Source organism: Reyranella sp. (genome assembly GCF_965249915.1).
In the GTDB taxonomy this organism is placed as follows: Bacteria; Pseudomonadota; Alphaproteobacteria; order Reyranellales; family Reyranellaceae; genus Reyranella.
In genome coordinates this window covers 1,363,951-1,381,098 of record NZ_OZ252257.1, presented here as the reverse complement: position 1 = coordinate 1,381,098, position 17,148 = coordinate 1,363,951, and the positions used below count along the sequence as shown (strand labels likewise).

Below are 17,148 nucleotides of genomic sequence, written 5' to 3'. Positions count from 1 at the left end.
CATGACGACGTTCAATCGCCGTACGCTGCTCGTCGGCACCGCCGCCGCCGCGCTGGCCGCCCCCGCCCTCGTGCGCGCTCAGGGCACGGCCGACTGGCCGAAGGGTGCCGTCAAGATCATCGTCCCCTTCCCGCCGGGCGGTTCGACCGATCCGGTGGCCCGCATCATCCAGGCGAAGATGATCGAGAACACGGGCTGGAACATCCTGATCGACAACAAGCCGGGTGGCACCGGCGCGGTCGGTTCGGCGATCGCCGCCAAGTCTCCGCCCGACGGCCAGACCTGGATGCTCACCTTCGACAGCCACATCCTCAATCCCGCCTTTGCCTCGGGCCTGCCGTACAAGGATTCCGAGCTCCTCAACGTCATGCTGATCGGCCGCACACCGCAGGCGATCTGCGCCCATCCCGACCGGCCCTACAAGAATTTCGCCGAGGTCATTGCCGACGCCAAGGCGCGGCCGGGCAAGGTGAATGTCGGCGTGCTGGGCGCCAGCCAGGCGCTGGTGCTGATGACGCTCATCAAGAAAGAGAACGGCGTCGACCTCAACCTGATCCCCTACAAGGGCGGCGGACCGCTCAACCAGGACATCCTCGCCGGCGTCACCGACGTGGCCATCGGCAGCTTGACCTCCTTCAGCCCGCACGTCCGCGCCAACAAGGTGCGTGCGCTGGCCGTGACCGGCGAGAAGCGCACACCGGCGCTCCCCGATACGCCGACGCTGCTCGAACAGGGCGTGAAGAGCTTTCCGTCCTATTCGTGGTGGGGCGTCTATGCGCCGACCGGCACCCCGCGCCCGATCGTCGACCGCATGCATGCCGAGATCAAGAAGGCCGTGCTGGCGCCCGACGTGACGCAGAAGTTCATCGACCAGTTCAACATGGAAATCCTGACGACCTCGCCCGAGGAGTTCGCGGCCTACCAGAAGAGCGAACAGGACCGCTGGTTCAAGGTCATCAAGGACAACGACATCAAGGGCGACTGATCGCCCCCGATGCCGAGGTCGCGCGGGCCGCTCAGCCGGCCTGCGCGCCGCGCACCAGGCGCCCCGGCAGTGCGCCGGTGGCCTCGCCATCACGATAGGTGACGGCTCCCGAGACTATGGTCGCGCGGTAACCGCTCGCGCGCTGCAGCAGGCGCTTGCCGCCGGCCGGCAGGTCCCACTTCATGATCGGGGCCTCGACGCGCAGCTTGTCGAAGTCGATGACATTGAGGTCGGCCTTCTTGCCGACCGCCACGACGCCGCGGTCGTTGAGACCCACGGCCTTGGCGCTGTCGAGCGTCTGACGCTTCACCAGCCAGCTCACGTCGAGCCGCCCGGAGGGGCGATCGCGTCCCCAGTGGGACAGGAGATAGGTCGGGAACGAGCCGTCGGAGATCAGACCGACATGCGCGCCACCGTCGCCGAGGCCGATCAGCGTGTGCGGGCTCTGCATCATCTCGCTGCAGCAGTCGAGATTGTAGGCCGCATAGTTCGCGAACGGCGCGAAGATGAAGTTCTTGCCCTCACCCTCGATCAGGTAGTCGTAGACCAGCTCGCGCGGATCGCGGCCCTCGCGCGCGGCGCGGGCGCCGAACGAGCTTTCCTGCGGCGGCTCGTAGTTCGGCGGATCGCCCAGCGGGAACATGCGGTCGAAGTCGGTGAGACGCGCCGCCATCTCCGACCGCAGCGGCTCGCTGCTCTCCTTCAGGATGCGGGCGCGGAAGGACGGATCGCGCATGATCGCCAGCCGCTCCTCGACCGACTTGTGCTGGATCTCCTTGTAGGCGGCGCACATCGAGAACGGGATGCGGCTCGCCTGCAGACCCTGCAGCACGCCGATCGGCCGCGGCGCGACCTGCGCCTTCGCGCTGTGGCCCTTGGCGACCAGGCCCTCGACCAGGCCGAGCAGACGACGCCAGCCATCGGGTCGCGAGTGGCGCTGGGCCAGCGACACCGAGAACGGACGGCCCGACGCCGTGAGCAGCCGGTCGAGCATCTCGAACTCGCTCTCGGGATTGGGCGTGTTGAAATCGGAGATGAATTCGATGACGCCACGGCCGGCATCCTTCATGCCGAGCGCGATGCCGAGCAGCTCCTCTTCGGAGGCGCGCAGCGACGGCGTGGGATCGCCCTTGACCGTGCGATGATTGAGCGTGCGCGACGTCGAGAAGCCGATGGCGCCGTCGCGCATCGCCTGCGCGGTCAGGGCGCGCATCTGCGCCACTTCTTCCGAGGTCGCTTCCTCCAGTCGCGCCGCGCGCTCGCCCATCACGAAGACGCGCAGCGCACCGTGCGGCAGCTGGGCGCCGAGATCCATGTCGCGCGGCTTGGCATCGAGCGCGTCGAGATACTGGCCGAACGACTCCCACGACCAGTTGAGGCCCTCGTCGAGCGCCGCGCCGGGGATGTCCTCGACGCCTTCCATCAGCTCGATCAGGCGCTGGCGATCCTCGATCCTCACCGGCGCGAAGCCGACGCCGCAATTACCCATCACCGCGGTCGTGACGCCGTGCCAGCTCGAGGGCTGCAGGTAGGAATCCCAGGTCGCCTGGCCGTCATAGTGGGTATGGATGTCGACGAATCCGGGCGTGACCAGCATGCCCTTGGCGTCGATCTCTTCCCGGCCCTGCCCGCTCACCGTGCCGACGGCGGCGATCCTGCCATCCTTCACCGCGACATCGGCTTCCCTGATGGCGGCTCCCGTGCCGTCCGCCACGTTGCCGCCACGCACTACGAGATCGAAGTCCGCCATGTTCGTTCCTCCGGAATTTCCCGAAGTCTAACGCAAGTGGTCGCTGAACGAGAGGAACGTCCGGCTCCAAAGCCGCCATTCGGCCCGAAACAGGGCCGGCTTCTCGCCCTGCGATCCGATGTTGGACGCCGCATCGTTCAAGGCGCTGGCGGCCTCATTCGATGGTGATGTTCCCGTCGCGGACGACCTTGCCCCACTTGCCGATCTCTTCTCGAACGAACGCCGCGAAATCCGTGGTCGGCGCGCCTCCCGGAGCGGCCCCCTGCTCGTCCCAGATCTTCTTGAGGTCGGCGGCGGCGAACGCGGTTGCGACCGCGGCCTGCATCCGGGCAATGACGGCGGCATCGGTGCCCGCCGGCGCCCACAGCCCGTACCATGAAAGCGATTCCGAAGCCCGGCAGTCCCGCCTCGGCGGCTGTCGGGATATCGGGAAAGGCCGGCGAGCGTTGCGCCGTGAAGACCGCCAGTGCCCGCGCCTTGCCGCTGCGGATGTAAGGGACGGCGCTGCCCAGTCCCTCGAAGACCGCCGTCACTTCGCCACTGATCAAGGCTGCCGTGGCCGGCCCCGATCCCTTGTAGGGAACGTGCGTCATGCCGGCGCCCGTCTTGGCGTTGAAGATCTCGCCCGCGAGATGTCGGGTCGTGCCGAGTCCGGCCGAACCGTAGTTCACCTTGCCCGGATTGGCCTTGCAGTACGCAATGAACTCCTGGAGCGTCTTGGCCGGTATCCCTGGATAGACGACCAGGACATCGGGAACCGAGGCGACGCTGGTGACCGGCGCGAGATCCTTCACCAGGTCGTACGGCAACTGCTTGTAGGCCGTGACCGCGACGGCGTGGTGTACCGAGCCCAGCAGGAACGTGTAGCCATCGGGCTTCGCCTTGGCGACCATGGCCGCGCCCACAGTGCCGCCCGCGCCGGCGCGATTGTCGATCACCACCTGCTGTCCCAGTTCCTGGGAGAGCCTGGCCGCGAACGGACGGGCGAAGGTGTCGGTCCCGCCCCCGGGCGCGAAGGGAACGACCAGCGTGATCGACCGGGACGGCCACGCCTGCGCGCGCGCCGATCCCGCGAGCAACGGCGCCGCGAGGGCTCCGGCCAGAAAGGCGCGGCGCGCCGGACCCGTCTTGATGTTCATTGCCATCCCCCCTCGTTCGCTCGTCGCCCGTTCGAGAGAGGCAACGTTTCATGAAGGAAGATTGACATGCGGCAGCGGCCCTGTCGCCGCCGCGCGCTCAGTATCCGGCTGGCCTCGCGGCGAAGGCGGCCGCCTTCTCGAGCGCTGCCGCGGCACGCAGCAACGTCTCCTCGTCGAAGGAACGGCCGATGAGCTGCAGCCCGAGCGGCAGCCCGTCCTTGTCGAGGCTCACCGGCACCGAGATACCCGGCAGGCCGGCCATCGACGCCGGGATCGTGAACATGTCGTTGAGGTACATGGTCACCGGATCGTCCATCTTGTCGCCGGCCGCAAAGGCCGCCGTCGGCGCGGTCGGCGTCAGCAGCACGTCGCATTTCTCGAAGGCCTGCTTGAAGTCGCGCGCGATCAGCGCCCGGATCTGCTGCGCCTTCTTGTAGTAGGCGTCGTAGTAGCCGGCCGAGAGGACGTAGGTGCCGATGAGGATGCGCCGGCGGGTTTCCTTGCCGAAGCCGGCGCCGCGCGTGTTCTCGTAGAGCTCGGTCAGGTCCTTGCCCGGCACGCGCAGGCCGAAGCGGACGCCGTCGTAACGCGCCAGGTTGGACGAGCACTCCGCCGGCGCCACGATGTAATAGGCCGGCAGGGCGTACTTGGTATGGGGCAGCGAAACCTCGACCGGCTCCGCGCCGGCCGCCTTCAGCATGTCCATGCCCTTCGACCACAGGGCAACGATCTCCTCGGAGGTGCCGTCGACGCGGTACTCCTTCGGAATGCCGACCTTCATGCCCCTGATGTCGGGATTGCGCGCCGCGGCGGCGAAGTCCGGCACCGGCAATGGGGCCGAGGTCGAATCCTTCGGGTCATGGCCCGACATGGCCTGCAGCATCAGCGCCGTGTCCTCGACGGTGCGGGCGAACGGGCCCGGCTGGTCGAGCGAACTGGCGAAGGCCACGACACCCCAGCGCGAGCAGCGGCCGTAGGTCGGCTTCAGGCCGACGATGCCGCAGAAGGCCGCCGGCTGGCGGATCGAACCGCCGGTATCCGTTCCCGTGCTGCCGGGCACCATGTAGGCGGCGACGGCGGCGGCAGAACCACCGGACGAGCCGCCGGGCACCAGCTTGCGGTTGTCGCCCTTGCGCTTCCACGGATTCTCGACGCCGCCGAAGTGGCTGGTCATGTTCGAGGAGCCCATGGCGAACTCGTCGAGGTTGGTCTTGCCGACCATCACCGCGCCCGACTTCCACAGGTTCGCCGTCACCGTGCTCTCGTACTGGGGCACGAATCCCTTCAGGATGTTCGACGCCGCCGTCGTCTGTACGCCCTCGGTGCAGAACAGGTCCTTGATCGCCAGCGGCACGCCCTCGAGCAGGCCCGCCTCGCCCCTGGCGCGGCGCGCGTCGGAGGCCTCGGCCATCTCGCGTGCCTTGTCGGGCGTCTCGGTGATGAAGGCGTTGAGCGCGCGGTGCTCGTCGAGCTTGGCGAGGTGCGCGTCGGCCACCTCGACAGCACTCGCTTCCTTCTTGGCCAGCGCCGACGTGAGCTGGGCGATGGTGAGATCGGTAAGAGCCGCCATCGTCTACTCCAGCACCTTGGGAACGGTGAAGAAGCCACCGGCATTCTTGTCGGAGGGGTCGATATAAACCGCACCACCCGGCGCGTTGGCGAGCACCTTCTCCGCGATGCCGCCGTCGGTAACCTTGTCCGCGCGCATCGGGAGCGTGACGTCGGAGACCGACGACATCGGCTCGACATTGTCGGTGTCGACTTCGTTCAACTGCTCGATCCAGGCAAAAATACCCGAAAGCTCTCCGGCGAGCGGCGCCAGCTCCTCCTCGGGAACCTTGAGACGGGCCAGTCGCGCGATCCGCGCCACGGTCTCCTTGTCGAGCGACATCACAGCACTCCAAAACGCCCAGAAACAAAGCAATAATCGCGGTTGGTAGCCGGTTTGCCTTACAGGAGCAACTCGACTAGGAAGCTGCCTTGGCCTGGTTCTCCGCCTCACGCCGTGCCGCCACGGCCTCGACGGCCTCGCGCACTTCCGGCCGTCCGGCCAGTACCTTGTCGAAATCCTTCTTGTAGAGCACGAGCAGGTGGCAATAGCCGTTGGCGGTTACGTCGGCGCTGCGCGGCTGCGAGGTCAGCAAGCCCATTTCACCGAAGAAATCGCCTTCCTTCAACGTAATCTGCAGTCCCCGCACATGGACGGTGACCTCACCCGCCGCAACGAAATACATCGAGTCGGAAGGCGCACCGACTGCGACGATCTTCTCTCCCGGGAAGGCGACGAGGGCGCGCAGACGCTTGCCCACCTGGACGATGGTTTCCCGGTCCAGGGCCGCGAACAGCGACACACGGCCGATCATCGCCTGCAGCTCGAGGCCGAGATCGAGCGGCGGGCGCTGACTTACGGCGCCGCGCCGTTCGGCGAGCTTGTCCCGGAGGTCGTTGTAGACTTCGCGGCTGATGATGCCTTCGCGCAGCCGGCGGACGTATTCCGCAGCTTCGAAGCGAATGGCGGCCCGCTCGAGCTGGCGCTGCTGCACCGACTCCGAGTAGCCGGGATATTGCAGTGAGAGCGCCTTGAGCGCGCCCTCCACGCCCGCCTGCCGGCTGGCGATCAGGGCGGCGAGGCGTTCCTCGGCATCATGCTCCAGGAGGTCGGCAATCGAGTTGGCGTTGAACACCGCCAGCTCCCCCAGCACGCTGAGCGACACCATGAGGATCTCGAACCGATCGGCCAGTCGATCGGTCAGCAGGCGCTCGAAGCCGAAACGTCGATGCAGCCAGAGCGCGACGCGAAACCCGTAGTCTGGCTTCGAGATCTCCTCCAGCCACTCCTCGTAGCCTTGCACGCCCTTGTCGCGGACCGTGTCGATCAGGCGGTCGGCGTTGGCCGCGAGGATAGCCACCATGCGGCGGGACAGGATCTGTTGCTGGAACAGCTCGAGATAGAGCTCCTTCTCGCGTGTGCAGAGCGTCACGAGGCCGATCTTGACCCGCTCGTCCAGATCGAGAGCGAGATCCGGCGGTACGGGCTCGGCGGAAGGGTCGCCGGCAGAGGCCGGATCGACCGCAAACCCGTCCGTGCGCTCATTGTGCTGGCGGATGATCTGCTGCAGATGCCGCTCGACATTGATACGCGACAGCGCAAGGACGCGATCACGCAGGGCGAGTTCGAGGCGGCTGAGCTTGTCGAGGCCGAAAAAATGCATCACCAGCCCAAGCGTCGTGGCATTCACGAACAGCGTGAACAGCACGAACAGGACGGCCGAGATGGCGATGAAATCGCGGGTCTCCTCGGGAAGCTGTTGGTGGCCGGCGGCGACCATGGCCAGGACGATCGTCACCGCGCCGCGCAAGCCTCCCCAGACCAGAATCGCCTTGTAGCGGCGGTTCACGGGCTGGACGAGCCTGAGGGTCTCGAGCACCGGCAGCATGCCGAACACGACCAGAGCGCGGGCCGAGAAGGCGCCGACGGCAACCGCCGCGACCCCCCAGATGTAAAGCCAGCTGATCTTGAGCAGCACGTCAGCCGCGATCATCGACGCCAACACGAAGATGAGGCAGTTCGCCCAGAATTCGAGCTGCGCCCAAAGCTGGCGCAACGCCGTCCATTGCCTTGGATGCAGGTGGGTCGGCCCGTAGGCCGCCACGGTGAGGGCGGCCATGACGACGGAGACCACGCCGGAAACGTGGATGTACCGGTCGGCGACGATGAAGCAGAGATAGGTGAGACTTACCGTGACCGAAGCGATGGCGGCGTCCGAATCGCCCAGTCGCGGCAGGATCATCATGGCGACCCTCGCCATGGCGAAACCCAGAACGAGACCACCGACGAACTCGCGCAGGAACACGCCGATGGCCGCCGTCGGGTCGGCCGGCATGGCATCAAATGGATCCGAGGACGCACGGGCCACCAGGATACCCATGAACAGGCCGAAAGCGGCGATCGCCACCGCGTCGTTCAGCAGCGATTCGCCTTCGGCCAGAATCGACAGCCGCTTGGGTGCGCCGACGTCCCGGAAGATGCCGATGACCGCTGCCGGATCGGTCGTCGAGACGACGGCACCGAGCAGCAGGCAGACAACGATGTCGATGCCGGTCGCGAAATGGACGACCCCCGCCACGCAGGCGATGCAGACGAGCACCGCAACGACCGCCAGCAGGAGGACGGCATGGATCTCGTCCATCAGGCGCCGCACGTCGATCGTGAGACCTGCCGTGAACAGCAGGGGCGGCAGGAACAGCGGCAGGAACACTTCGGTGCCGACCTCGAGCTTGTCGAGACCGACGAAAGCGTCGGTGAGAACGCCGAGATCGATGCCGCGGCTTATGATCCACGATCCCAGGAAGCCCATGCCCATGCCGGCGATGGCCAGCAGCACGGTGTGCGGAAGCCGAAATCGTTCGGCGACCGGCACCAGCACACTCACAACCGTGAGAACGATCGCAATCGCCAGCAGGGCATAGAGAGTATCTGTCACCGTGTTCCAGCACCTTTCATCGGACCGTGTCGACCCGGTCCGCTGCACGCCTTATAACCTTGGTTATGGCCGGCTTGGCAGTCCTGATTCACGGCATGTGGGGAACGGCCGGCGTCTGGCATAGATGGCGCCCGTTCCTGCAAGACCGCGGGTGGGAAACGATTGCACACTCCCTGCGACACCATGACATGTCACCGGACGCGCCTCCCGTCGCGCTGGGTGAGACCAGCCTCCTCGACTATGTCGCCGATCTCGAGACGATGATCCTGGCACTTCCGGAAAAGCCGATGATCATCGGCCATTCGATGGGCGGGTTGCTGGCGCTCATGTTGTGCGCGAAGGGGCTGGGACGCGCCGGTGTTCTGCTCACTCCCGCCCCGCCCTCGAGCATTGTTGCCATCAGGCCGTCCAACCTCATGGCCTTTGCCCGGATCCAGGCACGCTGGGGCTGGTGGCGTAAGCCGCACAGGGCAACTCTCGGCGAGGCACTTTCCTACACTTTCAATACGGCAGATCGAGCGATGGCTGCCGAAGAGCATAGAGGTTTCGTCCACGAATCGGGACGTGCGCTGTTCGAGATCGGCTTGCCGTGGCTCGACCGGTCGAAGGCTGCGACCGTCGATCCGCGACGCGTGACCGTACCGCTGCTCTTCGTTGCCGCCGAGAAGGACCGGCTCGTGCCACCGGGCGTCGTGCGACGAACTGCGAAACAATTCGGCCACGTCTCCGACTATATCGAGTATCACGGCCAGGGACATTGGGTCCTGGGTCAGCCAGGCTGGGAGCGCATTGCAGACCATGCCGAAACCTGGCTCAAAGGTAGGGCGCTCTGAAATGCCGGTCATCGATTTCCCGGAACTCAAGTCGCTGCTGGTACGTGACGGCCGTTTGATGGCGCTCGATCTCGGCAGCAAGACCATTGGCATCGCCACATCCGACGTCCTGCGCATGCTGGCGACGCCCCTCACCACTTTGAAGCGAACGAAGCTGGCGACTGATCTTGCCACCCTCGCCGACCTGACCCGCAAGCATGAGGTCAAGGCGCTTGCGGTCGGCCTGCCTCTCAACATGGACGGCACTGAAGGTCCGCGTTGCCAATCGGTGCGTCAGTTCGTGACGAACATCCAGAATCACGGAGCGCCGGCGCTTGCGGCCCTGCCCATCATCTTCCAGGACGAAAGACTAAGTACCGCCGCGGTGACGCGTGGCATGATTGACGACTATGACATGACACGCGCAAAGCGTGCCGAACGCGTCGATGCGGCCGCTGCTGCCTGGATTCTCGAAAGCGTCATTGCGCGCCTGCGTTGAACGTCATCTGACAAAAAGCCGCAAACTTAACGGCACTGCAGCAAAGAAGTATGCATGATCAGCGCATGCTTCATGTTTGCAATCATATTGCACTCTTCGATCTTCGCGCGTACTTCATGATGACTTACGTAAAGAACGAGGACGGGTAAGCATGAAGATTAAGTCGATGGCCTTTGATGACCTCGTCGTGATGCGCGCGCAGATCGATGCCGAAATCGAGACCCGCATTTCAAAGCAACGCATGAAGTTGATCGAAGCTATTGCCGACCTTCGTGGAACGGTCCCCGGCAGGACGGGTTCGGAGCGTAGCGGCAAGTCGCATCCGTTGAAGGGAAGAGAACTGCCGCCGCTCTACCGCAATCCCAAGAACGCCGCAGAGACGTGGGCAGGTCGCGGAAATCGCCCGAGGTGGCTGACGGCGGCTCTCAAGAGCGGAAAGAAGCTGGAAGCATTTCTGATCAAGTAGAGCGCCAAAGCCCGCCGAACGCTCGCCTCAGGGGCAGAGCGATGACGGCGCCGGGCGGATCGGCGGCTCGGCGTCCAGCGTACGCAGAAAGGCCACGAGGTCGGCGCTCTGCTCCGTCGTCAGGCCGAGCGGCCGCACCAGTGCAATGCCGTCGCTATGCAGACGATCGGGACTTACCTCCGAATAGTGCCTGACGACGTCATTGAGCGTCGCAAGGCTGCCATTGTGCATGTAAGGGCCGCCGCGGCCCACTTGGCGCAAGCCGGGCACGCGGAATTCGCCGAAGTTCGAGTGCTGTCGCTGGACGTGCCGCGTTCGCCGCGTGGTGTTCCCCGTGGGATCGTCATTGTACTTGCCGAGCAGGTTGAAGGGGCTGGCTGCAAGGCGCCCTAGTCCGCCATGTCTGCCCGAGTCGACTTCTCCTGGGCGCACGAAGAACGGAATGCCGATGTCGCCGAACTCGCCGTTCGTGAATCGGGGTCCTATATGGCAGAGGTTGCAGCTGGCCTCGCCGATGAACAATTTGAGGCCGCGTTGCGCTGCAAGGGGATAACGCGACGCGTGCTCGCGATCGCCCGCCACCAGGGCATCACGGAAATCATCGAACGAAGTGCGCGGGCTGACCAGGGTCGCCTGGAAGGCCGCCAGCGCCTTGGCCGTATCCACCAGCAGCTGCTCGTCGTCGGTTCCGGGCCTGCGGCCAAAGGCTCGCTCGTAGCCGCATGCAAGCGTGGCATCGCCTCGCAACACCTCGGCGGCCCGCATCGGTCCGCCGTTCATCTCTCGCGGATCGAGCAACGGGCGGAGACTCTGGGCCCAAAGAGAATCGCCTGCGCCGTCCCAGCCGAACCAATGGAGATAGCCGATGTTCCAGAGCGACGGCGTGCGACGGTCGAGTTCGACCGCCCCGCGTCCCCTGGCGAGTCCGTCGCTCCACTCGCGCCCGGCCTGATGACAGGTCGCGCAGCTCATGCGTCCGTCGCCCGACAGACGCGCCTCGTTGAACAAATGCTCACCCAGCGCAATCCCGGCCGGCGTGCCGGACACCTTGTTCGAAAGATCGCGCACCGGTGGTGGCGGCCAGGGGCCGTGCTGACCGATTGCCCTGACCTCCTCCGGCGACCAGTCGAGTAGCTGTTGCGCCAGTACGCTGCCCGCCCATGCGACCAGCAACGACGCCAGCAGCGGCAGCAACCGGATCACTTGAGGATGATGTCGTGCGTCAGGCGCTCGCTTTCCTCGCCGGCGCGCACGTCGAAGGTGATCTCCCAGCGCCCGGGCATGTGGAACAACAGGCCCTCGGCCGTGAAGCGTCCGTCGCCCTTCCCGACGATGCTGGGATGGTAATTCATCAGATGGCGATGCTCGGGCATGTTGGCATCGACGGCCAGCAGCTCGGCGGGATCGCCGCTCTTGGTGCAGACATTCAGGAACAGCGCGAACGGCTCACCCACCTCGATGCGCAGCGGATCGGGACGGAACGCCATCAGGAAGTGATCGGAGAAGACGACCCACCCCGTGCCGCGGCCGAGATCGAGCGGACAGTCGGCCCAGGCCGGCGTCGCCAGAAGAACTCCCAGCAACGCGGCGGGCAGTCTCATTGCGGGCCTCCGAACAGCCGGTCACCGTTCTCGTAGGCAATCTTGCGTGCGACGTCGGGCGGCAGGTCCGAGAGCCATTGCCGCGACCAGCGCGCGTTCTCGATCACATAATGCCAGCGCTCCGGCGTGAACGTGTCGCTGCCCAGCACGAAGCGGTCGGGAAACTCGATGAAGAGTTCGCGCCAGCCCGGCGCCACCTTGCCGTTGGAGACATGCGACGTCAGGAAGGCGAGATCGCACCACAGGGTCGGATACTTGCGCAGCATCTCGCGCACCTTCTCCGGGCGTTCAAATCCCGAATGCGCCCACAGGACCTTGGCAGCGGGATCCTGCTGGAAATGGCGCGTCACAGCGTCGGCGTCGGAATGCGAATGCAGGAAGAGTCCGTACTGTTTTGCGAGTTCGACGACGCGGCGGACGTTGGGAAGGTCGGCATCGGCGCCATAGATGTGGAACTCGCCGATTGCCCGGTACTTGCGCTTCGACAACAGATCCTCGAGGTACGCGATCAGCGCCGGATCCTTGGCCCAGGTCGAGATCTCGCCGCGCGAGCGATAGGGCCGCAGCTCGGGCACGATCGTGCCGGGCGCCACGTCCTGCAGCATCTTGGTGCCCTCGTTGTTCGAGCTCGACACCATGGCGCGCTTGATCCCCGCCTTCTTCAGGATCTCGATCACCTCCTGCGGCGGCACCACCGACCAGGCATCGTGGCTGTAGTGCATGTGCGCGTCGAAGATCGGCAGCTCGTCGGCCGCTCTTGCGGCGGACACACCGGCCGTGGCGACCAGAAGAAGGACCAGGGCAATGAGGCGCATCGGCATTCCTTCAGCGGCCCACTTTCGGTGGACAGGCATAGTTGAAACTGATCGAGATGCGTTCGCCGGAGAAGTGCGCGGGCGGCACCTCGTGGCGCAGCCAGCTTTCGAAAAGAACGAGGTCGCCGTCATGAGCCGCGAGGCTCACGAAGGCGCGATAGGCCTCAGGCGTATCGGCGCGGCGCGGTGGCGCCGCCATCTGATAGCCGAGCCGCGGATCCTCGAACTTGATCGCCCCCGCTCCCTTCGGCACCGACACGTAATAGGTCCCGCTGACGAAGGAGGTCGGATGGATATGCATGGAATGGACCGTGCCGGCCGGCATGAGGTTGGCCCAGCAATCCGTCATCGCCAGTGTCCGGCCGGCAAGATCGTAGTGCAGGTCGCGTGCGAAGCTCTTCACATGCGAATCGATGCGACGGCGCAGCCGGTCGAACAGCGAAGAGACGAGGTGCAGGCGGTCTAGTGAACCGTAGGACGTATAGCCACCGAGATAGTTCTTGGCCGACCAGCGCTGTCCCGCCGCATCCGAGGCCGCCAGCGACTGGCACTCGTCGGCGAGATCCTGGTTGAAACGTCTCCAGCGCCGGTCGACGAGCGACTCGCGGTAGACAAGGGTGGGAAAAAGGGCACGGCTCGTCATCGCGCGATTATCGATGATGCGGGCTTCGCGTGCTATGATTTCCGCATGCTGACCGATCATCAAATCGAGAGCTACCGCCGCGACGGCTATCTCGTCATCCCTCGCCTGATCGAAGGGGCACAGCTTGCCGAACTGAGGCGGCTGACCGACCAGCTCGTTTCGGAGGCGCGCGGCGTGTCCGTCAACGACGATCTCTACGACCTAGAGCCCAGCCACAGCGCGACGATGCCTAGGGTGCGCCGCCTGAAACCCGCGATGTTCAAGCGCCATGCCTTCTTCCGCGACCTCGCCCGCGATCCCAAGATCACCTCTCTCCTGTCGCAGCTCATCGGACCGGCCATCCGCCTGCATGGCGGCAAGCTCAACATGAAATCGGCAGGCTATGGCTCGCCGGTCGAATGGCACCAGGACTGGGCCTTCTATCCGCACAGCAACGACGACGTGCTGGCGATCGGCATCTATCTCGACGATTGCGACGAGGCCAACGGCCCGCTCATGGTCGTGCCGGGCACGCACCACGGTCCGGTCCACGATCACCATGCAAACGGCCGCTTCTGCGGCGCGTTCGATCCGCAGGCAAGCGGCGTCGATGTCGGCAAGGCGGTGCCCCTCATGGGTCCGGCCGGGTCGATGACCATCCATCATGCGCGGCTGGTCCATGGCTCGGCGCTCAACCGCTCCAATCGCCAGCGCCGCCTCCTGCTGCACGAATATGCCGCCGCCGATGCCTGGCCGCTGATGGGAGTCGCCGACTTCGACGAGTTCAACAGCCGCATGGTGTTGGGCGAGCCGACGATCGAGCCGCGCGTGCGACCGGCACCGGTCCGCATGCCGCTGCCGCCGGCCGATCACCAGGGCTCGATCTATGAGAACCAGCGCGGATCGGGCCGCCGCTTCTTTGCCACCTACGAGGAGCAGCCCGCCCTTGCCGGCTAGGCTCGCCCGCACATGATCACGCGGCGGCGCGCGCTTGCCGTCACCGGCCTGCTGCTCGCCGCGACGCCCGCGCAGGCTCAACAAGTTCAATGGGCGGGTTGGCTTGGCACCTATGCCGGCACCGCTCGCTTCTATCGCTCGATCCCGCTGGAGGACATCGTCCCGCCGCCGAAGGTGCCGCGGGAGGAATTCGACGACGGAAAGCCTTTCGCTCTCCAGTTCGCGGTGCGCAACGTCGATGACAGGCCCGCCGTCTGGCTGCGCATCGACGGCGGACCCATGCAGACGGATGAGGCGGGAGAAACGATGTTCTTCGGCCAGGTGACGGGCGGTTTGGCTTTGCTGCGCTCGGCCGATGCGCGCGCCATGCCGCGTTCCGCCAGTCTGACGGTTCGGCCCAACCAACTCGGCACCGAGGCGTTGTTCACCCACGCCGACGGCAGCTTCTGGCGGCGGTATTTCACCGCCACCTTCACGTCGGCCGGCGCCGACGTGATTCTCTGGGTGTTCGACGCCACCGGGACGCGCGCCCGGACCTGGCGCGGCGCCACCGTGCGTCGCGCCTGAGGCTCAGTCCGGCCGCGGTCCGACATAGGTCGACTGCGGCCGGATCAGCCGCCCGCCCTTCTCCTGCTCGAAGATGTGTGCGCACCAGCCTGCCGCGCGACCGACGGCGAACAAGGCGGTGAACGCACTGCGCGGCATGTCGAGCGCCTCCAGCAGGAGTGCCGTGTAGTATTCGACATTGGTGTCGAGCCGCTGCTTCGGCTTGTACTTGCGCAAGGAGGCTATGGCGCTGCGCTCGACCTCGACCGCGAAGGCCAGCCGACCCGCCGTCTGCGGCAGCATCGCCACGGCGTTCTTCAGCACGTCGGCCCGCGGATCGCGCTTCTTGTAGACGCGATGGCCGAAGCCCATCAGGCGCGTGCCCTTGCCGAAGGCATCGTCCAGCCATGCCTCGGCACGCTCGGGTGATCCGATCTCGTCGAACATGTCCAGCACCGGGCCGGGTGCGCCGCCGTGCAGCGGGCCCTTCAGCGCACACAGCGCCGCCAACACCGAGGAGATCAGTCCGGCCCGCGTCGAAGCGACGACCCTGGCCGTGAAGGTCGAGGCGTTGAAGCCGTGATCGGTCACCGTCGCGAGATAGGTATCGAGACCCTTCTCGAAGGCCTCGTCGACACGGCTGCCCCGGATCATGCGCAGAAGATCCTGCGCCGTGGTGAGCGACGGATCGGGCGCGAGGGCCGGCTTGGAGTCTGCCGCTCGGAGCAACGCCGCGAGGAAGACCGGCAGCGCACCGCAGACCAGATAGTGGTGAGGTAACGGATCCAAATCGGGGAGCATGCCGAGCCCGACGCGCAGCCCCTCCACGGGGTTGAGGCCCGCGGTGGCCGTGAGCAGCTTCGGAACGTCCGCGAAGGCGCGCAGGCGTGCCGCCGCGAGGCCCGCGCGCACCGCCGCCTCGTCGCCGCCGCCCTCGGCAAGGCCTTCCCAGAGAAGCGCGGCGACGCCCTCGAAGCCACGTGTGCGGACGAGATCCTCGATCGCCTGCCCGCGGACGATCAGCCGGCCGGCCTCCCCATCCACCTCGCTCATCATCGTGTCGGCCACGATCACGCCGTCGAGCCCGCTGTCCACCCGTGTCTGCAGCATCGCAAATCCCCTTGTTGAGTCGGGGCCAACATTCGATCCAGCCTATGTGTTGTCAATATTGACTGACTTAATACATAATAAGAAATGGCAACGGAATGGCTGAGTTCGAAGGAAGCGGCGCGACGCCTCGGCGTCTCGGCCGCCACTCTCTACGCCTATGTGAGCCGCGGCCTACTGCGCTCCGAGGGCACCAACGGCCAGCGCGAGCGGCGCTACAGGGCCGACGATGTCGCCCAGCTCAAGCGCCGCCGCGACGTCGGCCGCAAGGCCGAATCGATCGCGGCCCATGCGCTCGACTTCGGCACGCCGGTGCTGGAATCCTCGCTCACGCTGATCGAGAGCGGACGGCTCTTCTATCGCGGCCAGGACGCGGCGCGGCTGGCCCGCAACAGCTCCCTGGAGCAGGTCGCGCAGCTTCTCTGGGATTGCGACGACCGCCCCTTCGCCCCCCGCAACCTGCCGCCGATGTCGGCCGCGCTGCGCAGCGCCTGGCAGGCCGCGTCCGCCTTGCCGCCGGTCGATGCCTGCCTCGTCCTCCTCCCCGCGGCGTCTCGCTGGGATCATCCGAGCTGGGTCGAGGATCGCACCGCCATGCTGGAAACGGGCGTGCGCATACTGCGGCTGCTGGCGGCTGCCGTGACCGGCCAGCCTCTGTCCGACCGCCCGGTCCACGAGCAGGTCGCCGCGGCCTGGAGGGTCCCGCCCGAGCACGCGCCGCTGATCCGGGCCGCGCTCGTCCTGTCGGCCGATCATGAGTTTAACGCATCCGCCTTCGCCGCCCGCGTCGTCGCCTCGACGGGCGCCAATCTCTATGCCTCGACAATGGCGGGGCTGGTGGCGATCAACGGCCCGCGTCACGGCGGCCTGACGCGCCGGGTGGCGGGTCTCCTTGCCGATCTTGCGGAAGCGCCCGATATCGACGCCGAGATCGCACGCCGGGTGACAGCGCGAGTCTACATCCCGGGCTTCGGTCACCAGCTCTATCCGGACGGTGACATCCGGGCCGCAGCCCTCTTCGCCATGATGCGTGAACGCGTCCCCGGCTCTGCAGAGCTGGCCTTCGCCGAACGCGTGGCAACCGCCGTCGAGCAGCAGATCGATCGCAAACCGAACGTCGATTTTGCGACGGTTACGCTGGAGCGGGTGCTCGGCCTGCCGAAGGATTCGGCGCTGGCCCTGTTCCTTCTCGGACGCACCGTCGGCTGGATCGCCCACGCCATCGAGCAAGCCGCACACGGTGCGCTGATTAGGCCTCGGGCGCGCTATATCGGACCACGGCCGGCAGCCTGAATTCAGTCTCGTCGGTTATCCACCAAAACGCTTCCTTGCGAGGGCAGCGCGTGCGTGCTTAACGTCGCGCTT

Annotated in this window: 17 protein-coding genes; 7 read left to right on the top strand and 10 right to left on the bottom strand. The window is 66.1% G+C overall.

Annotated elements, in window-relative coordinates; translation table 11 throughout:
- The first annotated feature begins 1 nt into the window (after position 1).
- Entirely contained in the window at positions 2 to 985 is a 984-nt protein-coding gene (locus ACP15H_RS06765; protein WP_425065435.1) for a Bug family tripartite tricarboxylate transporter substrate binding protein, read from the top strand.
- A 31-nt stretch (positions 986 to 1,016) separates the two neighbouring features.
- On the opposite strand, the gene ACP15H_RS06760 is transcribed toward ACP15H_RS06765, so the two are convergent.
- The 5 genes from ACP15H_RS06760 to ACP15H_RS06740 form a co-directional block, all read right to left on the bottom strand.
- Positions 1,017 to 2,735, bottom strand: a complete 1,719-nt coding sequence (locus ACP15H_RS06760) for an N-acyl-D-amino-acid deacylase family protein (protein WP_425065434.1) — start codon at positions 2,733 to 2,735, stop codon at positions 1,017 to 1,019.
- Positions 2,736 to 2,872: 137 nt separating this feature from the next.
- The gene (locus ACP15H_RS06755; protein ID WP_425065433.1) at positions 2,873 to 3,874 is read right to left on the bottom strand and encodes a Bug family tripartite tricarboxylate transporter substrate binding protein; all 1,002 of its coding nucleotides are present in this window, start codon (positions 3,872 to 3,874) and stop codon (positions 2,873 to 2,875) included.
- A 97-nt stretch (positions 3,875 to 3,971) separates the two neighbouring features.
- Positions 3,972 to 5,444, bottom strand: a complete 1,473-nt coding sequence (gene gatA / locus ACP15H_RS06750) for an Asp-tRNA(Asn)/Glu-tRNA(Gln) amidotransferase subunit GatA (protein ID WP_425065432.1) — start codon at positions 5,442 to 5,444, stop codon at positions 3,972 to 3,974.
- 3 nt (positions 5,445 to 5,447) lie between these two features.
- Positions 5,448 to 5,765, bottom strand: coding sequence for an Asp-tRNA(Asn)/Glu-tRNA(Gln) amidotransferase subunit GatC (gene gatC / locus ACP15H_RS06745; RefSeq protein WP_425065431.1), 318 nt, complete (start codon positions 5,763 to 5,765; stop codon positions 5,448 to 5,450).
- 76 nt (positions 5,766 to 5,841) lie between these two features.
- Positions 5,842 to 8,358, bottom strand: a complete 2,517-nt coding sequence (locus ACP15H_RS06740) for a cation:proton antiporter (protein WP_425065430.1) — start codon at positions 8,356 to 8,358, stop codon at positions 5,842 to 5,844.
- 65 nt (positions 8,359 to 8,423) lie between these two features.
- On the opposite strand from ACP15H_RS06740, the gene ACP15H_RS06735 reads away from it, so the two are divergent.
- The 3 genes from ACP15H_RS06735 (at position 8,424) to ACP15H_RS06725 (ending at position 10,135) form a co-directional block, all read left to right on the top strand.
- On the top strand, positions 8,424 to 9,191 hold the full coding sequence (locus ACP15H_RS06735) for an alpha/beta hydrolase (RefSeq protein ID WP_425069871.1): 768 nt from the start codon (positions 8,424 to 8,426) through the stop codon (positions 9,189 to 9,191).
- 1 nt (position 9,192) lies between these two features.
- Positions 9,193 to 9,669, top strand: a complete 477-nt coding sequence (ruvX, locus tag ACP15H_RS06730) for a Holliday junction resolvase RuvX (RefSeq protein ID WP_425065429.1) — start codon at positions 9,193 to 9,195, stop codon at positions 9,667 to 9,669.
- A 151-nt stretch (positions 9,670 to 9,820) separates the two neighbouring features.
- Positions 9,821 to 10,135, top strand: a complete 315-nt coding sequence (locus ACP15H_RS06725) for an H-NS family nucleoid-associated regulatory protein (RefSeq protein ID WP_425065428.1) — start codon at positions 9,821 to 9,823, stop codon at positions 10,133 to 10,135.
- 27 nt (positions 10,136 to 10,162) lie between these two features.
- Here ACP15H_RS06725 and ACP15H_RS06720 read toward each other — a convergent pair whose 3' ends face one another.
- The 4 genes from ACP15H_RS06720 to ACP15H_RS06705 are packed head-to-tail and all read right to left on the bottom strand — an operon-like array spanning position 10,163 to position 13,194.
- Positions 10,163 to 11,338 carry a cytochrome-c peroxidase gene (locus ACP15H_RS06720; RefSeq protein ID WP_425065427.1) on the bottom strand — a complete coding sequence of 392 codons (1,176 nt, stop codon included), beginning with the start codon at positions 11,336 to 11,338 and terminating at the stop codon, positions 10,163 to 10,165.
- Positions 11,335 to 11,736 (bottom strand): hypothetical protein, encoded by a 402-nt coding sequence (locus tag ACP15H_RS06715; RefSeq protein ID WP_425065426.1) that lies wholly within the window; start codon positions 11,734 to 11,736, stop codon positions 11,335 to 11,337. Before ACP15H_RS06715 ends, ACP15H_RS06720 begins: the two co-directional genes overlap by 4 nt.
- Positions 11,733 to 12,551, bottom strand: coding sequence for an amidohydrolase family protein (locus tag ACP15H_RS06710; RefSeq protein WP_425065425.1), 819 nt, complete (start codon positions 12,549 to 12,551; stop codon positions 11,733 to 11,735). The genes ACP15H_RS06715 and ACP15H_RS06710 overlap by 4 nt, the downstream gene beginning before the upstream one ends.
- A 10-nt stretch (positions 12,552 to 12,561) precedes the next feature.
- Positions 12,562 to 13,194 carry a TIGR02466 family protein gene (locus tag ACP15H_RS06705; RefSeq protein ID WP_425065424.1) on the bottom strand — a complete coding sequence of 211 codons (633 nt, stop codon included), beginning with the start codon at positions 13,192 to 13,194 and terminating at the stop codon, positions 12,562 to 12,564.
- A gap of 45 nt (positions 13,195 to 13,239) precedes the next feature.
- On the opposite strand from ACP15H_RS06705, the gene ACP15H_RS06700 reads away from it, so the two are divergent.
- Together ACP15H_RS06700 and ACP15H_RS06695 are read left to right on the top strand one after the other, a co-directional pair.
- Positions 13,240 to 14,130, top strand: coding sequence for a phytanoyl-CoA dioxygenase family protein (locus tag ACP15H_RS06700; protein WP_425065423.1), 891 nt, complete (start codon positions 13,240 to 13,242; stop codon positions 14,128 to 14,130).
- 12 nt (positions 14,131 to 14,142) lie between these two features.
- On the top strand, positions 14,143 to 14,697 hold the full coding sequence (locus ACP15H_RS06695) for a hypothetical protein (protein WP_425065422.1): 555 nt from the start codon (positions 14,143 to 14,145) through the stop codon (positions 14,695 to 14,697).
- Positions 14,698 to 14,700: 3 nt separating this feature from the next.
- Here the strand turns inward: ACP15H_RS06695 and ACP15H_RS06690 are convergent, their stop codons facing one another.
- Complete coding sequence (locus ACP15H_RS06690; protein WP_425065421.1) at positions 14,701 to 15,786, bottom strand: citrate synthase/methylcitrate synthase; 1,086 nt, start codon at positions 15,784 to 15,786, stop codon at positions 14,701 to 14,703.
- A gap of 84 nt (positions 15,787 to 15,870) precedes the next feature.
- On the opposite strand from ACP15H_RS06690, the gene ACP15H_RS06685 reads away from it, so the two are divergent.
- Positions 15,871 to 17,076 (top strand): citrate/2-methylcitrate synthase, encoded by a 1,206-nt coding sequence (locus tag ACP15H_RS06685; protein WP_425065420.1) that lies wholly within the window; start codon positions 15,871 to 15,873, stop codon positions 17,074 to 17,076.
- Positions 17,077 to 17,148 lie beyond the last annotated feature (72 nt).

What these genes read in the sequence shown, in the direction of transcription:
- ACP15H_RS06765 (WP_425065435.1), top strand. Translation starts at nt 2, where the DNA reads ATGACGACGTTCAATCGCCGTACGCTGCTCGTCGGCACCGCCGCCGCC.
- ACP15H_RS06755 (WP_425065433.1), bottom strand. Translation starts at nt 3,874, where the DNA reads ATGAACATCAAGACGGGTCCGGCGCGCCGCGCCTTTCTGGCCGGAGCC.
- ACP15H_RS06685 (WP_425065420.1), top strand. Translation starts at nt 15,871, where the DNA reads ATGGCAACGGAATGGCTGAGTTCGAAGGAAGCGGCGCGACGCCTCGGC.
- ACP15H_RS06695 (WP_425065422.1), top strand. Translation starts at nt 14,143, where the DNA reads ATGATCACGCGGCGGCGCGCGCTTGCCGTCACCGGCCTGCTGCTCGCC.
- ruvX (WP_425065429.1), top strand. Translation starts at nt 9,193, where the DNA reads ATGCCGGTCATCGATTTCCCGGAACTCAAGTCGCTGCTGGTACGTGAC.
- ACP15H_RS06760 (WP_425065434.1), bottom strand. Translation starts at nt 2,735, where the DNA reads ATGGCGGACTTCGATCTCGTAGTGCGTGGCGGCAACGTGGCGGACGGC.
- ACP15H_RS06710 (WP_425065425.1), bottom strand. Translation starts at nt 12,551, where the DNA reads ATGCGCCTCATTGCCCTGGTCCTTCTTCTGGTCGCCACGGCCGGTGTG.
- ACP15H_RS06725 (WP_425065428.1), top strand. Translation starts at nt 9,821, where the DNA reads ATGAAGATTAAGTCGATGGCCTTTGATGACCTCGTCGTGATGCGCGCG.
- ACP15H_RS06700 (WP_425065423.1), top strand. Translation starts at nt 13,240, where the DNA reads ATGCTGACCGATCATCAAATCGAGAGCTACCGCCGCGACGGCTATCTC.
- ACP15H_RS06690 (WP_425065421.1), bottom strand. Translation starts at nt 15,786, where the DNA reads ATGCTGCAGACACGGGTGGACAGCGGGCTCGACGGCGTGATCGTGGCC.
- ACP15H_RS06715 (WP_425065426.1), bottom strand. Translation starts at nt 11,736, where the DNA reads ATGAGACTGCCCGCCGCGTTGCTGGGAGTTCTTCTGGCGACGCCGGCC.
- ACP15H_RS06735 (WP_425069871.1), top strand. Translation starts at nt 8,424, where the DNA reads ATGGCCGGCTTGGCAGTCCTGATTCACGGCATGTGGGGAACGGCCGGC.
- ACP15H_RS06705 (WP_425065424.1), bottom strand. Translation starts at nt 13,194, where the DNA reads ATGACGAGCCGTGCCCTTTTTCCCACCCTTGTCTACCGCGAGTCGCTC.
- gatA (WP_425065432.1), bottom strand. Translation starts at nt 5,444, where the DNA reads ATGGCGGCTCTTACCGATCTCACCATCGCCCAGCTCACGTCGGCGCTG.
- gatC (WP_425065431.1), bottom strand. Translation starts at nt 5,765, where the DNA reads ATGTCGCTCGACAAGGAGACCGTGGCGCGGATCGCGCGACTGGCCCGT.